Below are 16,399 nucleotides of genomic sequence, written 5' to 3' on the forward strand. Positions count from 1 at the left end.
TCGACAGGCTTATTGCAGCGTCCGGGGCTGCAGCTGACCTGGCTGATCGACCGCGACATTGGCGCCCGTGCCCGCAGCCTGGCTGTCGAGGCCAGTGGCAACGACCGAAACGCGGAACACGCCGTCGAGGCTCTTGTCGAAGATGGCGCCGACGACGATATCGGCGTCTTCATAGACTTCCTCGCGGATGCGGGTTGCCGCTTCGTCGACTTCGAACAGGGTCATGTCGGAGCCACCGGAGATCGAGATCAGCACGCCCTTGGCGCCCTTCATCGACACTTCGCTGAGCAACGGGTTGGCGATCGCCGCTTCGGCGGCCTTGGAAGCGCGGCCGTCGCCGCTGGCTTCGCCAGTGCCCATCATGGCGCGGCCCATGCCCTTCATCACCGATTTGACGTCGGCGAAGTCGAGATTGATCAGACCTTCCTTGACGATCAGGTCGGTGATGCAGCCAACGCCGGAATAGAGAACCCGGTCGGCGATGACGAAGGCATCGGCGAAAGTGGTCTTGGCATCGGCAATGCGGAAGAGGTTCTGGTTCGGAATGACGATGACCGTATCAGCCGCTTCGCGCAGGCGCTCGATGCCTTCCTCGGCCGATTGCATGCGGCGCTTGCCTTCAAAGCTGAACGGCTTGGTGACAACGGCAACCGTCAGGATGCCGGCATTGCGCGCGGCCTGTGCGATCACCGGCGCTGCACCGGTGCCTGTGCCACCGCCCATGCCGGCGGTGACGAAACACATATGCGTGCCGCCGAGATGATCCATGATCTCGTCGATCGATTCTTCTGCTGCCGCGCGGCCGACTTCCGGCAGCGATCCGGCGCCGAGACCTTCGGTTACCAACGAGCCCAACTGAATGAGCCGCGTCGCCTTCGACATGGTCAGCGCCTGCGCGTCGGTGTTCGCCGCCACGAATTCGGCGCCTTGCAGGCCTTCAGTGATCATGTTGTTGATGGCATTGCCGCCGCCGCCGCCGACGCCGATGACCGTAATCTTCGGTCTCATTTCCGAAATCACGGGTTTCTTGATGTCTGTCATCTCGTCGTCTCCTTGGACGTGCTTGCGGCCCCGGCGTATGGAAGCGCGTTCCGGGAGCTGCATCGAATGCGAAGCGGAGCGGGCGCGAATCAGGCTGCCGCAGGTTATGCTGGCAAAAAGGCAGAGAGACGGCGCGGGTGCAAGAGTCACAGCTAAAATTGCTGTGCCGGCGAAGTTTGTCGAGGGTGTGGTGAGGGCGCTCAAGCTTGCTTCTTCTCCCCTGCGGGGGAGAACAGGGAGGTTGCTCAGTTGGCGGCGGACATGCTGGTGATGGTAAAGCCGTCCTTGCGCAAAAGCGCGATTACGCCTTCGTCTCCCGGCAGATGCAGGGCGCCGACGGCCATGAAGACGGCGCCACCGTCGAGGATAGGCTTGGCGCGGGTCGCCATTGTCTTGTTGCGGTCGGTGATGATGCGTTGTTCGAAATCGGCGTAGCCGGCATCGCTTTGGCTGGCCTTTTCCTCCGAGACGGCCTTCATCATCGGCATGATCAGGCCGGTATCACCGGAAAGATAGAGTTCGGTGGTCGTTTCCATCACGTCGGTGATCGTGTCGCCGAGCGCCAGCGTCTCGATCAGCGCCTCCAGATGAAATTGCACCGGCAGTGCATCCATCGCCTGCAATTGCTCGACCAAAGTTTCCAGACCCTTCAGGCTCTTGCCCTGTTTCAAGGCGTCTTCAGCAAGCTTCTTGTCGAGGAAGGCGGCACCGGCTGCCTTGCGGCTGATTTCGCAGGCGGGCAGGGCCACAAAGCTGGCGATCATCCACGGCTTCATCTTGGCTACCAGCGTCAGCGGGATGCCGCGCGCCTTCAGTCCCGCCGCCAGCTTTTCTGTGTCTTCCGGCTTGAGGAAATCCTGGATGGTCTTGCCGTCGGCAAACATCGTCAATCCGGGTTGCATCATGATCGCGGCCGCTGCCTTGCGGTCATCGACGATCTCGTCGGATTCGACGATGACAGTCTTCGCGGTATCATAGGCCTGGCTGGCGCCCGCCGGCATGGCAAGCACGCGCGGATCGGTCACATGCATGGTGCCGAGCAGATAGGATGGCGCAATTCCCGCCTTCTCGATCTTCCAGAAGGTGCCCTTGCCGTTCGGAACGGCTGCGGCTTCCTTTTCCAGCGCGGCGAACTTGGCCGGGTCGGAGGTTCGCATTTCGGCAATCAGGTTCTTACCGCCGCAGGACGCATCTTCCGCATGGGCCGGCGAGATCGACAGGAGGGTGACGATGAGGCTCAGTGCAAACAGAACGTGCAACGTGGCGATCAACGCAAGGACGTTGTCGCCCAGCTTGCCGGGCATTCTATCCGCCAGGCTGCGTGCCGGTTTTGCGAAGTGCTGAAACATCATCGATCCTGTCTGCGAAACATGTATCCGCCGATCCTAGACAGCCAAGCCTCACGGCCGTTTAACAAAGCTGGTTAACGCGTGTTAACTGGCAAAATTCAGGCGCGGGGATGGGCGCGGTCGTAGATTTCGAGCAGACGCGCCGAATCGACGCCGGTATAAACCTGCGTCGTCGACAGGCTGGCATGGCCGAGCAGTTCTTGGATGGTCCTGAGATCGCCGCCACCGGCCAGAAGATGGGTGGCGAAGGAATGGCGCAGGGCATGTGGCGTTGCCGTATCCGGCAGGCCAAGCGCGCCGCGCAGCTTCTGCATTTCACGCTGAATGATGGCCGGCTGAAGCTTGCCGCCTTTGGCGCCGCGAAACAGGGGACCGTCGGTGGCGAGATGATAGGGGCAGAGCTTTTCGTAGGCGCGCACGGCATCGATCGCCGCCGATATCAGCGGCACGATGCGGGTCTTGCCGCCCTTGCCGTGAATGCGCAGCGCGCTCGGGCTTCCGGTGAAATCGTCTGGTGTCAGATCCAGAGCTTCGGAAATGCGCAGGCCACAGCCGTAAAGCAGTGTCAGCACGGCGGCGTTGCGGGTAGCGATCCAGGGCTCTTCGGCAAGCTGCGCGTCGCTGGTGACGACCATCAGTGCGTCCACCGCCGTCAGTGGTTTCGGCAGTGACTTCGGTTGTTTCGGTGAGCGCACGGCGGAGGCGCCGGCGGCATTGGCGAGGCCCTTCTTCTCAAGATAGCGCAGAAAGGAGCGCAGACCCGCAAGCCCGCGTCCAAGGGTTCTGGCGCCGGCACCATCGCGCCTGCGGGACGCCAGAAAGCCGCGCAGGTCTCCAGGGCGCAGGGCGCTGATATCGCTCAGCCGGGCCGGACCGCTCAGATGGCCGGTGAGGAAATGCAGGAATTGCCGCGTGTCGCGCTCATAGGCTTCCACGGTCTTGTCCGATAGACGCCGTTCTTCGCCGAGGCTGGAGAGCCAACGCAGACGCTCGGCCATCAGTTCGGGATGACCTATGATCAGGAGTTCGTTCACAGCCATGCTCCGCGATTTCAGACGGCTGCGACTCTGCGCGTCAGCCGGTTATGTTTTTCCTAACGGTCCTTGGAATTTGTCATGCCCGGATCATATTCAACTGCGATAGCTGACGGCAGACGAGGCGGAAGAAGCGATGGAAAGACGCGATTCGGCAAGCAGTTTCACCTATTTCGCGGAGACAGTCGCGCTGGTGTCGCATGGCCAGCCCGGCCATATCGTCGATACGCTGATTGCCGAGCGTGGCCAGCGCATCGTCCAACATCCGCTCTGGCCGGTTCTGCGGCCGCTGCTCTATACGGTGCTGAATTATCGCAAGGCGATCGAGTTTGCCGATGCCGTGACCAACGTGCCGGGCTTCCAGGCGTTCGAACATCTGAGCCAGACCCTGTCTTTGGATATCCGCGTGCGCAATGAAGAGCGCATTCCGCAAAAGGGCGGGTTTCTTCTGGTGAGCAATCACCCGACGGGCATCGCCGATGGTATCGCCGTGTTCGATCTTTTGAAGAACCGCCGCCCCGACATGATGTTCTTTGCCAATCGCGATGCGATAAGGGTCAATCCGCGCTTTGCCGAAATGGTCATCCCGGTGGAATGGCGCGAGGATTACAAGAGCAAACTGAAGGCGCGGGAGACGTTGCAGATCACCAACCGGTCGATCTCGGAAGGCAAGGCGACGGTGCTATTTCCCTCCGGCCGTATCGCCTATTGGGCGGATGGACAACTCAACGAGCGTCCGTGGAAAACCTCGGCCGTGGGCTTTGCCCGCAAATACAATCTGCCAATCCTGCCCGTGCACATGTCGGCGCGCAATTCCGGGCTGTTCTACTGGCTGGCCAAATGGTCGACCGAGCTACGTGACATGACGGTGTTCCATGAGCTTTTGAACAAGAAAGGCGACCTGTTCGATTTCACTATCGGCAACCTGATCCAGCCGGATGCGCTGGATGGCGATCCGCTCGAGGTGACGCGGGCGCTTGAGCGGCATACCGTGGTTGATCTGGCGTTTGACGGGGATGCGGGATTCCGCCCCCGGGTTTCATCGCGGGAGACGATCGAGTAAATCTGCGTCATGCAGATTCGCTCCATGTTCGCCGCCAATTACCGTTCGCTGAAGTCCATCCGAATGGACATGGCAGGCGTCAATCTTTTCATCGGCGAAAACGGTGTTGGCAAATCCAATCTCTATCGTGCCTTGCAGCTGGTCCAGGCCGCCGTTCGCGGCCGGCTCGCGTCCGAGATCGCCCGCGAGGGTGGAATGGCCTCGGCGTTGTGGAGCGGCAAGCGCCGGAGTGGCGATCCCGTGCGCATCAAACTCGAGGTCGAGTTGCTCGATGAGGTCCAGGCGCTGAGTTTTCTCTACCGCGTCGAGGCCGGTTTGCGACCACCCAAGGCCGCCGCCGGGTTCATCTTCGAACCGCAGGTAAAAGAAGAGGAATTGAAGGTCGATGCGGGCCGGCCGGTCACGGTGATGAAGCGCGCGGGGCCGGGCATTTTCGTCAGAAACGGCGCCGGACGAATGGAGGAGCATCCGGAACAGGCATTGACTTCGGAAACGGCGATCGCACTTCTCGGCGATGCCGGGCATTATCCGGAGATTGGCACGTTCCGGCGGGCTATCGATGGGTGGCGCTTCTTTCATGGCTTTCGCACCGATCGCGATTCACCGTTGCGTTCGCCCTGCCTTGCCGTTACCGCGCCAATGCTGGACGAGGACGGCTCCAATCTGGCGGCGGTCTTTGCGACGTTGTTTCATACGCGCCAGGATACGGTTGATCTGGACCGGGCCGTTGCCGATGCCTTTGGCGGCGCTCGCCTGGTGGTGCCCGAACCGGAGGAGTTTGCCGAGTTTTCGATGGTCTTCCCGGACTTTCCGCAACGCCAGTTTTCGCCACGCGAATTGTCGGATGGCCAGATGCGCTTTCTGGCGTTAGCTGGCGCGCTGCTTTCCTATCGCCGCCCGCGCTTCATCGCGCTCAACGAACCGGAAACCAGCCTGCATCCCGATATGCTGCCGGCCTTGGCCCAAATGATCGCCACCGCCGCCAGCGAAAGCCAGATCTGGATCGTCACCCACTCTGAAATTCTCGCATCGGAAATCCAGACCCGCTGCGGCACCCGCCCCAAGCGCGTCATCCGCAACGATGGTGCGACCTGGATCGAGGGCATGCGGCTGACGGGGATGATCGACGAGGATGACGACTGAAACGAAAAAGCCCCGCGATCGTCTCGCGGGGCTTTTTGTTTAATTCACACCGAAAAAGATCAGGCGATCTTCTGGCCGGTCTTGGCCCAGTCGGCCAGGAAGGTGGAGAGGCCGGCGTCGGTCAGCGGGTGCTTGACCAGTGCCTTGAGGGTTGCCGGCGGGGCGGTGATGACGTCGGCTCCGATGAGGGCGGCTTCCTTGACGTGGTTGACCGTGCGGATCGAGGCGGCGAGGATTTCGGTCTCGTAGCCGTAGTTGTCGAAGATCTGGCGGATTTCGCGGATCAGTTCCATACCGTCAAACGCAATGTCGTCAAGGCGGCCGACGAAGGGCGATACGAAGGTGGCGCCGGCCTTTGCGGCGAGCAGGGCCTGGTTGGCCGAGAAGCACAAAGTCACGTTGGTCAGGTGGCCATCCGACGACAGGTTCTTGCAGGCCTTGAGGCCATCGAGCGTCAGCGGCAGCTTGATGCAGATATTGTCGGCAATCTTCGCAATGACAGCCGCTTCCTTCATGATCGTCTCATAGTCGGTAGCCGCTACTTCAGCGGATACAGGGCCGTCGACGATGCCGCAGATTTCCTTGGTCACTTCGACGATGTTACGGCCGGACTTGAGGATCAGCGAAGGGTTGGTCGTCACGCCATCGACGAGGCCCAGGTCGTTCAACTCCCGGATTTCATTGACATCGGCTGTATCGACAAAAAACTTCATGGAATTCTCCCTTTCGGCGCTCGGGCGGGCGATGCGCGGGCTGCTGTGTTGTTTCGGGGTTTTCTTTAACGCAATCCGGAGGCAAGGTCACGGCCGATGACTGAAGATTCGACCAATTTGTTTGACGACCTGTTCGCCCGCCGCGTCGTGCCCGTTCTGGTGCCGATGCCCGCCCCGAAACCATACTCCTATGCCGTGCCGGAGGGAATGGCTGTCGAGCCCGGATCGATCGTTCAGGTGCCGCTTGGGCCCCGCCAGGTGCTGGGCGTGGTCTGGGACGGGATCGACGACGGCAGTGTCGATCCGAAGAAGCTGAAGGCCATTACCCGTAGCTTCGATTGCCCACCCTTGACAAAGGAGATGCGGGCTTTTCTCGATTGGGTTGCGACCTATACGGTCTCGCCGCCCGGTCTTGTCGCCCGGATGGCTCTGCGAGCCCCGGCGGCCTTCGATCCGGAACCGATGATCGAGGGTTTGCGGCTGACTGACATGCGGCCGGAGCGGATGACTTCGGCGCGCGAACGGGTGATCGCGACGGCCGACAATGGATTTACCTGGACGCGATCGGGGCTTGCCCATGCGGCCGGAACCTCGTCCAGTGTCATCGACGGGCTGACGGCGCAGGGTGTGTTCGAGAGGGTGTTCATTCCACCGCCGCCGGTGGTGGCAGTCCCTGATCCGGATTACGTGGCGCATCGGCTCGAAGGGCCGCAGAAGCAGGCGGCACTGGATCTGCTCGAAAGTGTTGATGCCGGTGGATTTTCCGTGTCGCTGATCGATGGCATTACCGGCTCTGGCAAAACCGAGGTCTATTTCGAAGCGATCGCAGCGACGCTGAAGGCCGGCAAACAGGTGCTGATCCTTTTGCCCGAGATCGCGCTGACGGCGAGTTTCCTGGAGCGTTTCCAGGACCGGTTCGGCTCAAAACCGGCTGAGTGGCATTCCGACCTTGCGCCGCGTACCCGTGAAAAAGTCTGGCGGCAGGTGACCGAGGGGGGCGTGCGGGTCGTGGCCGGCGCCCGTTCGGCGCTGTTTCTGCCATTCGAAAATCTCGGCCTCATTATTGTCGATGAGGAGCACGACCCCGCTTACAAGCAGGAAGACCGCGTCTTCTACAATGCACGCGACATGGCGGTGGTGCGCGCCCGGATCGGCGAGTTTCCGATCGTGCTGGTCTCGGCCACACCATCGGTGGAAAGCAGAGTCAACGGCGATCTCGGCCGTTACACCCCGATCCACCTGCCGACGCGGTTTGGCGATGCGGCGTTGCCGGATCTCGGGCTTGTGGACATGCGCAAGCATCCGCCGGAACGCGGCGGTTTCCTGTCGCCGGTGATGCTGCGCTATATCGGCAAGGCGCTGGAGCGTGGCGAACAGGCACTGTTGTTTCTCAACCGGCGCGGATATGCACCGTTGACGCTCTGCCGCGTCTGCGGCCATCGGTTCCAATGCCCGGATTGTTCCAGCTGGTTGGTCGAGCACCGGTTTCGCGGCCAGATCCAGTGCCACCATTGCGGCTATGCGCAAAAGACGCCGGAGAGCTGCCCGGAATGCGGCACGCTCGATCATCTGGTCGCCTGCGGTCCCGGTGTCGAGCGGATCGCCGAAGAGGTCGACCGGCATTTCCCGGACGCCCGCACCATCGTGCTGTCCTCCGACCTGATGGGCGTCAAGCGGTTGCGGCTGGAACTGGACGCCATCGCCAAGGGCGAGGCCGATATCGTCGTCGGCACGCAGCTGGTGGCCAAGGGACATAACTTTCCGATGATGACCTTCGTCGGCATCGTCGATGCGGATATCGGCCTTGCCAATGGCGATCCACGTGCGGCGGAGCGGACATTTCAGCTACTCAGCCAGGTGACGGGCCGGGCGGGGCGTACCGGACTGAAGAGCCTCGGATTGCTGCAGACATACCAGCCGCAGCACCCGGTGATGCAGGCGATCGTTTCGGGTGATTCGGATGCGTTTTACGAGCGCGAGATCAGCGAGCGGGAAAAGGCGCTTTTGCCCCCCTTTGGGCGTCTTGCCTCGATCATCGTCTCTGCTGACACCCGCTCCGACGCCGAGGGGCATGCGCGCGGCTTACGCCAAGCCGCGCCCAAGGTCAGCGGCATCACCATTCTGGGGCCGGCCGAAGCGCCGCTGGCGTTGATCCGCGGCCGCCACCGGTTTCGGTTGCTGGTCCACGGCCGCCGCAACAGCGACATGCAGGCTTTCGTGAAGACCATGATGGCCAGCGGCCCGAAGGTGCGCGGTTCGGTCAGCGTCCAGCTCGATATCGATCCGCAGAGTTTCCTCTAAATTCAGCGAGCAATTCGAAGCTTCGCCCGATTCCCTTTCATTGGGACTTGGGTTAGACCAAAGCCATCGAACGAGTACGGGGATATGCCATGGAGTTCTACATTCCGACCGAAACCGGAGAGTTCCTGGCGTTTTGCGCCGCCGTTGTGACGTCGCTGCTTGGGCTGGTCTTCCTGTTTGCGCCGGGCATTGCTTTTCGCGCGCTTGGCATCGATATCCGCGAAGGCCGACGCGGCGGGTATGCTGAAGCGCGCTCGACAATGGGTGGCTTTCATCTCGGTCTTGGTATCGCCGCTCTGCTGCTTGCCCAGCCGATGGTTTATCTGGCGCTGGGTGCTGCCTTTGCGCTGGCAGCGTTCGGGCGTATCCTGTCGATGCTGTCGGATGGCGGCAATACGGTTGTGAACTGGTTGTATCTTGCCGTCCAGATCGCGCTTTCGGCTTTACCCTTGGCTTACGTCTTTGGCTTCGTCTAAGCCCGGCCAGCAAGGCCTACAGCGTGGACCTCGTCAGCTCATACCCCATTTTTGTCAAAATTTGGCCAAACCGGGGTGAACTATGCGCATTCGTGCTGTTCGCGTGTTGCGAGTCCAGATATCCTATGCTAGACGAACCGCGACTTGTGGGGGAAACAGGCCGCCCGGCTTGTATGTCCTTTAAAATATAGCAACAAATTCAAAGTGTTGGGTTTACGGTTCTCCGCAGACATCGCCTTTGAATTAAAATAAGAGAAGCTTGTGCCCGTGGCAGACACATCCCAGCTTATTTCCGGTGTTGCAGAACGGTACGCGTCTTCGCTTTTCGATCTCGCACTGGAAGCGGGTTCGGTGGAGAGCGTAGGTGCGGATCTGGACAAGTTCCAGTCGCTGATCAATGAGAGCGCCGATCTGAAGCGCCTTATCGTCAGCCCGATCTTTTCTGCAGACGACCAGTTCAAGGCCATTTCCGCGCTTATCGCGAAGGCTGGTATTACGGGTCTGGTCGGTAACTTCCTGAAGGTGGTTGCACGCAATCGCCGCCTGTTCGCAGTACCTGGCATCGTCAAGTCTTATCGCGAAACTGCCGCCCGTCATCGTGGCGAAGTTTCTGCTGAGGTGACTTCGGCTCATGCCCTGACGGCCGCGCAGCAGACTGAATTGAAGGCGGCGCTCAAGGGCGTCACCGGCAAAAACGTGACGCTCAACGTCACGGTTGAACCCTCTATTCTCGGTGGTCTGATCGTCAAGGTCGGGTCCCGCCAGATTGACACTTCCCTTCGCACAAAGCTTTCTAGCCTTAAGCTTGCACTGAAAGAGGTCGGCTGATGGATATCCGCGCCGCGGAAATTTCCGCAATTCTTAAAGATCAAATCAAAAACTTTGGCCAGGAGGCAGAAGTCTCCGAGGTTGGCCAGGTGCTTTCCGTCGGTGACGGTATTGCCCGCGTCTACGGTCTGGACAATGTCCAGGCAGGTGAGATGGTCGAATTCCCGGGTGGAATTCGCGGCATGGCGCTGAACCTTGAAGCCGACAATGTCGGTGTGGTTATCTTCGGTGCCGACCGTGGCATCAAGGAAGGCGACATCGTCAAGCGGACCGGTGCCATCGTGGACGTTCCGGTTGGTCCGGAACTGCTCGGCCGCGTCGTTGACGCGCTCGGCAACCCGATCGACGGCAAGGGCCCGATCAACGCAACGCGCCGTTCGCGTGTTGACGTCAAGGCGCCGGGCATCATCCCGCGCAAGTCGGTTCATGAGCCGATGTCGACCGGCCTCAAGGCCATCGACGCTCTGATCCCGGTCGGCCGCGGCCAGCGCGAGCTGATCATCGGCGACCGCCAGACCGGCAAGACCGCCATCATCCTCGACACGATCCTCAACCAGAAGGCCATTCACGACAATGGCCCGGATGCTGAAAAGCTGTATTGCGTCTATGTCGCCATCGGGCAGAAGCGTTCGACGGTTGCCCAGTTCGTCAAGGTTCTCGAAGAACGCGGCGCCCTGAAGTATTCGATCATCGTTGCTGCAACGGCCTCCGATCCGGCTCCAATGCAGTATCTCGCACCGTTCGCCGGCGCCGCCATGGGCGAATATTTCCGTGACAATGGCATGCACGCGCTGATCGGTTATGACGACCTTTCCAAGCAGGCCGTCGCCTACCGTCAGATGTCGCTCCTGCTGCGCCGCCCGCCGGGCCGCGAAGCTTACCCGGGCGACGTTTTCTATCTGCATTCGCGTCTGCTTGAGCGCGCTGCAAAGCTTTCCGACGCCAACGGCGCTGGCTCGTTGACCGCTCTGCCGGTTATCGAAACCCAGGGTAACGACGTTTCGGCGTTCATTCCGACCAACGTGATCTCGATCACCGACGGCCAGATCTTCCTTGAAACGGACCTGTTCTACCAGGGTATCCGTCCGGCTGTTAACGTCGGTCTGTCGGTTTCCCGCGTGGGTTCAGCCGCTCAGGTCAAGGCGATGAAGCAGGTTGCCGGCTCGATCAAGGGTGAACTTGCCCAGTATCGCGAAATGGCAGCGTTTGCCCAGTTCGGTTCTGACCTTGACGCTGCGACGCAACGCCTGCTGAACCGCGGTGCACGCCTGACCGAACTCCTGAAGCAGCCGCAGTTCTCGCCGCTGAAGACGGAAGAACAGGTCGCAGTCATCTTCGCCGGCGTGAACGGCTACCTCGACAAGATCGCCGTCAACAAGGTTGGCGCGTTCGAGCAGGGTCTGCTGTCGTACATGCGGTCCGAAGGCAAGGACATTCTTGAAGCTATCCGCAAGGACAAGGCTATCAGCGACGACGTCAAGGGCAAGCTCAAGGCTGCCATCGACACGTTTGCGAAATCCTTCGCCTGATCGGGTACCATTTAGGACGGATTAACGGATGCCTTCACTAAAGGATCTGAAAAACAGGATCGCCTCCGTCAAGGCGACGCAGAAGATCACCAAAGCGATGAAAATGGTCGCAGCGGCGAAGCTTCGGCGTGCGCAGGAGGCGGCCGAGGCTGCACGGCCTTACTCGCAACGGATGAGCGCTGTTCTTTCGAACATCGCCGCCGCTGTCGGTCAGGATGACAGTGCACCTCGCCTGATGACCGGCAACGGTCAGAACCAGACGCACCTGCTCGTGGTCTGCACGGCGGAACGCGGTCTCTGCGGCGGTTTCAATTCGCAGATCGCCCGCTTTGCCCGCGACCACGTGCGCAAGTTGTTGGCCGAAGGCAAGACGGTGAAGATCGTCTGCGTCGGCAAGAAGGGCTTCGATATCCTGCGTCGCGAATTCGCCTCGCTGATCATCGACCGCGTCGATCTGCGTGAAGTCAAGAAGATCGGCTTCGAAAACGCCGACCAGATTGGCAAGAAGATCATCAGCCTGTTCGAAAAGAACGAGTTCGATGTCTGCACGCTGTTCTATTCGGAGTTCAAGTCGGTCATTTCGCAAATTCCGACCGCACTTCAGCTGATCCCCGCTGCCGTTTCAGCAGATGCGGTATCGTCTGACGCTGCTGCGATCTACGAATACGAGCCAGATGCGGGCGAGATCCTCAGCGATCTTATTCCGCGCAACATTTCGGTGCAGGTTTTCCGGGCTCTGCTCGAAAATGTTGCGGGTGAAATGGGTGCCAAGATGAGCGCGATGGACAACGCCACGCGCAATGCCGGTGATATGATCAACAAGCTGACGCTTTCCTACAACCGTCAGCGCCAGGCTCAGATCACCAAGGAACTCATTGAAATCATTTCGGGCGCGGAAGCGCTCTAAGGTTACGGAAAGAGGGTAAGGATTATGGCTAAGGCAGCTACCCCCAGTACAACAGCAGCGGCTAAGAAGCCGACTGCAGTGAAGGCAGCAGCGGAAAAGCCGGCAGCAGCAGCGAAGACCGCTGTCGCGAAGAAGGCTCCGGCAGCCAAGGTCGCCGTTACGGCAACCGGCGCAGTCGGCCGCGTAACGCAGGTCATCGGCGCCGTCGTCGACGTGACCTTCGACGAAGGTCAGCTGCCTTCGATCCTGAACGCGCTGGAAACCGACAACAACGGTAACCGCCTTGTTCTCGAAGTTGCTCAGCATCTCGGCGAAAATGCCGTCCGCACGATCGCCATGGACTCGACCGAAGGTCTGGTTCGCGGTCAGCCGGTAACGGACACGGGCTCCCCGATCACCGTACCGGTTGGTCTGGAAACGCTCGGCCGCATCATGAACGTCATCGGTGAGCCGGTTGACGAAGCTGGTCCGCTGATCACCTCGAGCAAGCGCTCGATCCACCAGGAGGCACCGTCCTACGTCGAGCAGTCGACGGAAGCACAGATCCTCGTCACCGGCATCAAGGTCGTCGACCTGCTCGCACCTTACGCCAAGGGCGGCAAGATCGGCCTGTTCGGCGGCGCCGGCGTTGGCAAGACGGTTCTCATCATGGAACTGATCAACAACGTCGCCAAGGCGCACGGTGGTTACTCGGTATTCGCCGGCGTGGGTGAACGTACCCGCGAAGGCAACGACCTTTACCACGAAATGATCGAATCCGGCGTGAACAAGCTCGGCGGCGGCGAAGGCTCGAAGGCAGCCCTCGTATACGGCCAGATGAACGAACCGCCGGGCGCCCGCGCTCGCGTCGCTCTGACCGGTCTGACGATCGCTGAACAGTTCCGCGACGAAGGTCAGGACGTTCTGTTCTTCGTCGATAACATCTTCCGCTTCACCCAGGCAGGTTCCGAAGTGTCGGCTCTTCTCGGCCGTATTCCTTCGGCTGTGGGCTATCAGCCGACGCTCGCCACCGACATGGGCCAGATGCAGGAACGCATCACCACGACGACCAAGGGCTCGATCACCTCGGTTCAGGCCATCTACGTACCGGCCGACGACTTGACCGACCCGGCACCGGCAACATCGTTCGCCCACTTGGACGCAACGACCGTTCTGTCGCGCTCGATCGCTGAAAAGGGTATTTACCCGGCCGTTGACCCGCTCGACTCGACCTCGCGCATGCTCGACCCGATGGTTGTCGGCGAAGAGCACTACGAAGTGTCGCGTCGCGTCCAGACGACCCTGCAGCGTTACAAGTCGCTTCAAGACATCATCGCCATCCTGGGCATGGACGAACTGTCGGAAGAAGATAAGGTCGCGGTTGCCCGCGCCCGCAAGATCGAGCGCTTCCTGTCGCAGCCGTTCTTCGTCGCTGAAGTCTTCACCGGTGCGCCGGGCAAGCTGGTTGCACTCGAAGACACGATCAAGGGCTTCAAGGGCCTCGTGAACGGCGAGTACGACCATCTTCCGGAAGCTGCCTTCTACATGGTTGGCTCCATCGAGGAAGCCGTCGAGAAGGCCAAGCGCTTGGCTGCTGAAGCCGCTTAATGACTTTCGGCTGGGGCATCACAACGGTGCCCCGGTCGACAATCGCTGCGGCTGGCATAGGTCCGGCCGTGCCGAACGGGATTTTCTGCCGGGGTTTCTCGCCGGTAGCGCCAATAGAAGCGAATGATCATGGCTGATTTCAATTTCGAACTCGTCTCCCCGGAACGCCTGCTGCTGTCCGAGCGTGTCAGCGAAGTCGTCATTCCGGCAACGGAAGGCGAAATGACCGTCATGGCCAACCACGCGCCTGTGATGACAACGATCAAGCCGGGCGTCGTGACCGTTAAGGCTGCTGACGGCAAGGTTACGCGTTACGTCGTTTTCGGCGGTTTCGCCGATATCCTGCCGACGGGTTGCACTCTGCTTGCCGAATCGGCCATTCCGGTCAGCGAAGTCGATGCTGACCTGATCCGCAGGCGCATGGACGCAACCAAGTCCGAACTGGACGATGGTTCGCATAGCGACGAGCACAAGACACGCCTGGAGACATTCCTCGCCGAACTGACGCAGCTCAACGGTATTGTTGTTGCCGCCTGAAAAGGTTGACGGCGTGACTTTCGAACCCCGCTCCGGCGGGGTTTTTTATTGTCCGGAATTTGGCGTACCCGCGGCCGTATCGCGCACTATCGCCATTCATCTTCACGTTAACGCTTTGATTCTATGTTGGCTCATGCCGGTATTTGGTTTCATAAGCCTTGGTTCTTCGTTAGGCTGTGCCGGCCGCAGACGTTTTTGAGAATTTCGGACTGTAAGCTCCGACAAGAAACAAGAGGATGCGTATGTCTTCCAAGATCGTGCCGGTCATCATGGCTGGCGGCAAGGGAACGCGGCTTTGGCCGCTGTCGCGCTCGGCGGCGCCCAAGCAGTTTCTGCAGTTTCTCGGCGATCAATCGCTGTTCCAGAAGACGCTGGAGCGCGTTTCCGATCAGGACCGCTATACGCCAGCGGTTGTTGTCACCAATGCCGAATTCCGCTTCATCGTCGCCGAGCAGGCGCGTGCGCTAGATGCGCCGCTTTCGAGCATCCTCCTGGAGCCGATGGCCCGCAATACCGCACCTGCGCTCGCCGCCGCCGCTTTTGTCGTGCTGCGCGACCATGGCGACGGCGCCATCATGCAGGTGCTTGCTTCCGATCATGAGATCGATGCCGGCGCGCACTATTTCGATTGCATTCGAATTGCGCGGGAAACCGCCGAGGCCGGCAAGCTGGTGACGTTCGGCATCAAGCCAACGGAACCAGCAACCGGTTACGGCTATATCGAAACTGGGGATGATCTCGATACGGGAGCGAAGACGGTCGCTCGGTTCGTCGAAAAACCGAATAGGGAGCGCGCCGAGGAACTTTTAGCGAGCGGCCGCTATCTGTGGAACTCGGGAATGTTCATGCTGCCCGTCGGGCAATTCCTGGCAGAAATCCTGCGCTATGCGCCTGCGGTGTACGACGCGGCGCAGCGGGCAATTCAAGGAGCACAGCGCGATCTCGACTTCGACCGCCTGGACGAGGCGGCATTTTCGCAGGCGCCGGATATTTCGGTCGACTACGCTGTTTTCGAGAACACCCCGCATGCGGCCGTCGTGCCATCGTCCTTCAGCTGGTCGGATCTCGGCAGCTGGGACAGCGTCTGGGCGATCGGCGAAAAGGATGCGGACGGCAATGTCGTCGGCCAGAAAGCGACTGTCTCCAATACCCGCAATTCGCTGGTGCTGTCGCGCGATATCCACCTCGCTGTGCAGGGGCTGGATGATGTCGCTGTCATTGCCAGCGAAGATGCCGTCTACGTCGGACGGATGGAAGATAGCCAGAATGTCGGCCAGATCGTCAAGCAACTGGCTCTTTCGGCAAAGACCCGAGGACTGACGGAGACCCATCCGACATCCTATCGCCCCTGGGGTGCCGTGGCATCGGTGCTGAGCGGCGAGCGTTTCGAGGTGAAGCGCCTGCATGTGACGCCTGGTCGGAAAATCTCGCTGCAGAAACACCATCATCGATCCGAGCACTGGATCGTCGTGCGCGGCACCGCGGAGATCACCATCGATGGCGAGACACGGCTGCTACATGAAAATGAATCGGTCTATATCCCACAGGGCGTCGTGCACCGGCTGACCAACCCCGGCAAGATCGCCCTGGAACTGATCGAGGTGCAGACGGGCTCGTATCTCGAGGATGACGATATCATCCGGCTCGATGACGAGTTTGGGCGGACATAAATTTCTTCGGACTGCCCCTCATCCGCCCTTCGGGCACCTTCTTCCCGTGAACGGGAGAAGGCCTCAAACAATTGGCTTAATGCTCTGAACCATCAGGTATGGGTTCTGAGAGTGCGGCAAGCCCATCTCCCTGCCCGCGGGAAGATGGTGGCCGACAGGCCGGATGAGGGCGGTACCGAAAGACTGGACAAGCCGACGCAAAAACGCCCGGAACCTTTCGG

The 16,399-nt window shown here is 60.4% G+C and carries 14 protein-coding genes; 10 read left to right on the plus strand and 4 right to left on the minus strand.

The window, feature by feature from the left end:
- Positions 1-9: 9 nt before the first annotated feature.
- From ftsZ to R6X40_RS28045, 3 genes are all read right to left on the minus strand, one after another.
- Positions 10-1,041 carry a cell division protein FtsZ gene (gene ftsZ, locus R6X40_RS28035; protein WP_412178476.1) on the minus strand — a complete coding sequence of 344 codons (1,032 nt, stop codon included), beginning with the start codon at positions 1,039-1,041 and terminating at the stop codon, positions 10-12.
- A 245-nt stretch (positions 1,042-1,286) separates the two neighbouring features.
- The gene (locus R6X40_RS28040; RefSeq protein ID WP_412178481.1) at positions 1,287-2,390 is read right to left on the minus strand and encodes a TraB/GumN family protein; all 1,104 of its coding nucleotides are present in this window, start codon (positions 2,388-2,390) and stop codon (positions 1,287-1,289) included.
- 98 nt (positions 2,391-2,488) lie between these two features.
- The gene (locus R6X40_RS28045; RefSeq protein ID WP_318418073.1) at positions 2,489-3,430 is read right to left on the minus strand and encodes a tyrosine recombinase XerC; all 942 of its coding nucleotides are present in this window, start codon (positions 3,428-3,430) and stop codon (positions 2,489-2,491) included.
- 130 nt (positions 3,431-3,560) lie between these two features.
- Here R6X40_RS28045 and R6X40_RS28050 point away from each other — a divergent pair, with 130 nt between their 5' ends.
- Together R6X40_RS28050 and R6X40_RS28055 are read left to right on the plus strand one after the other, a co-directional pair.
- Positions 3,561-4,487, plus strand: a complete 927-nt coding sequence (locus tag R6X40_RS28050; RefSeq protein WP_318418075.1) for a GNAT family N-acetyltransferase — start codon at positions 3,561-3,563, stop codon at positions 4,485-4,487.
- 9 nt (positions 4,488-4,496) lie between these two features.
- Entirely contained in the window at positions 4,497-5,630 is a 1,134-nt protein-coding gene (locus tag R6X40_RS28055; protein WP_318418077.1) for an AAA family ATPase, read from the plus strand.
- A gap of 59 nt (positions 5,631-5,689) precedes the next feature.
- Here the strand turns inward: R6X40_RS28055 and fsa are convergent, their stop codons facing one another.
- Entirely contained in the window at positions 5,690-6,343 is a 654-nt protein-coding gene (fsa, locus tag R6X40_RS28060; protein ID WP_318418078.1) for a fructose-6-phosphate aldolase, read from the minus strand.
- A 96-nt stretch (positions 6,344-6,439) separates the two neighbouring features.
- Between fsa and R6X40_RS28065 the strand changes: the two genes are divergently transcribed.
- From R6X40_RS28065 to R6X40_RS28100, 8 genes are all read left to right on the plus strand, one after another.
- Positions 6,440-8,644, plus strand: a complete 2,205-nt coding sequence (locus R6X40_RS28065; RefSeq protein ID WP_318418080.1) for a primosomal protein N' — start codon at positions 6,440-6,442, stop codon at positions 8,642-8,644.
- Positions 8,645-8,733: 89 nt separating this feature from the next.
- The gene (locus R6X40_RS28070) at positions 8,734-9,120 is read left to right on the plus strand and encodes a DUF4345 domain-containing protein (RefSeq protein ID WP_318418082.1); all 387 of its coding nucleotides are present in this window, start codon (positions 8,734-8,736) and stop codon (positions 9,118-9,120) included.
- A gap of 261 nt (positions 9,121-9,381) precedes the next feature.
- On the plus strand, positions 9,382-9,948 hold the full coding sequence (locus tag R6X40_RS28075) for a F0F1 ATP synthase subunit delta (RefSeq protein WP_318418083.1): 567 nt from the start codon (positions 9,382-9,384) through the stop codon (positions 9,946-9,948).
- Entirely contained in the window at positions 9,948-11,477 is a 1,530-nt protein-coding gene (atpA, locus tag R6X40_RS28080; RefSeq protein WP_318418084.1) for a F0F1 ATP synthase subunit alpha, read from the plus strand. Before R6X40_RS28075 ends, atpA begins: the two co-directional genes overlap by 1 nt.
- Before the next feature lie 28 nt (positions 11,478-11,505).
- Complete coding sequence (locus R6X40_RS28085; protein ID WP_318418085.1) at positions 11,506-12,384, plus strand: F0F1 ATP synthase subunit gamma; 879 nt, start codon at positions 11,506-11,508, stop codon at positions 12,382-12,384.
- Between the two features lie 24 nt (positions 12,385-12,408).
- Positions 12,409-13,971: a F0F1 ATP synthase subunit beta gene (gene atpD, locus R6X40_RS28090; RefSeq protein ID WP_318418087.1), complete on the plus strand. Its 1,563-nt coding sequence runs from the start codon at positions 12,409-12,411 to the stop codon at positions 13,969-13,971.
- Between the two features lie 129 nt (positions 13,972-14,100).
- Positions 14,101-14,508: a F0F1 ATP synthase subunit epsilon gene (locus R6X40_RS28095; RefSeq protein ID WP_318418089.1), complete on the plus strand. Its 408-nt coding sequence runs from the start codon at positions 14,101-14,103 to the stop codon at positions 14,506-14,508.
- Positions 14,509-14,750: 242 nt separating this feature from the next.
- Positions 14,751-16,178 (plus strand): mannose-1-phosphate guanylyltransferase/mannose-6-phosphate isomerase, encoded by a 1,428-nt coding sequence (locus tag R6X40_RS28100; RefSeq protein ID WP_318418090.1) that lies wholly within the window; start codon positions 14,751-14,753, stop codon positions 16,176-16,178.
- Positions 16,179-16,399 lie beyond the last annotated feature (221 nt).

It is taken from the genome of Rhizobium sp. PL01 (assembly GCF_033447125.1).
Classification (GTDB): domain Bacteria; phylum Pseudomonadota; class Alphaproteobacteria; order Rhizobiales; family Rhizobiaceae; genus Pararhizobium.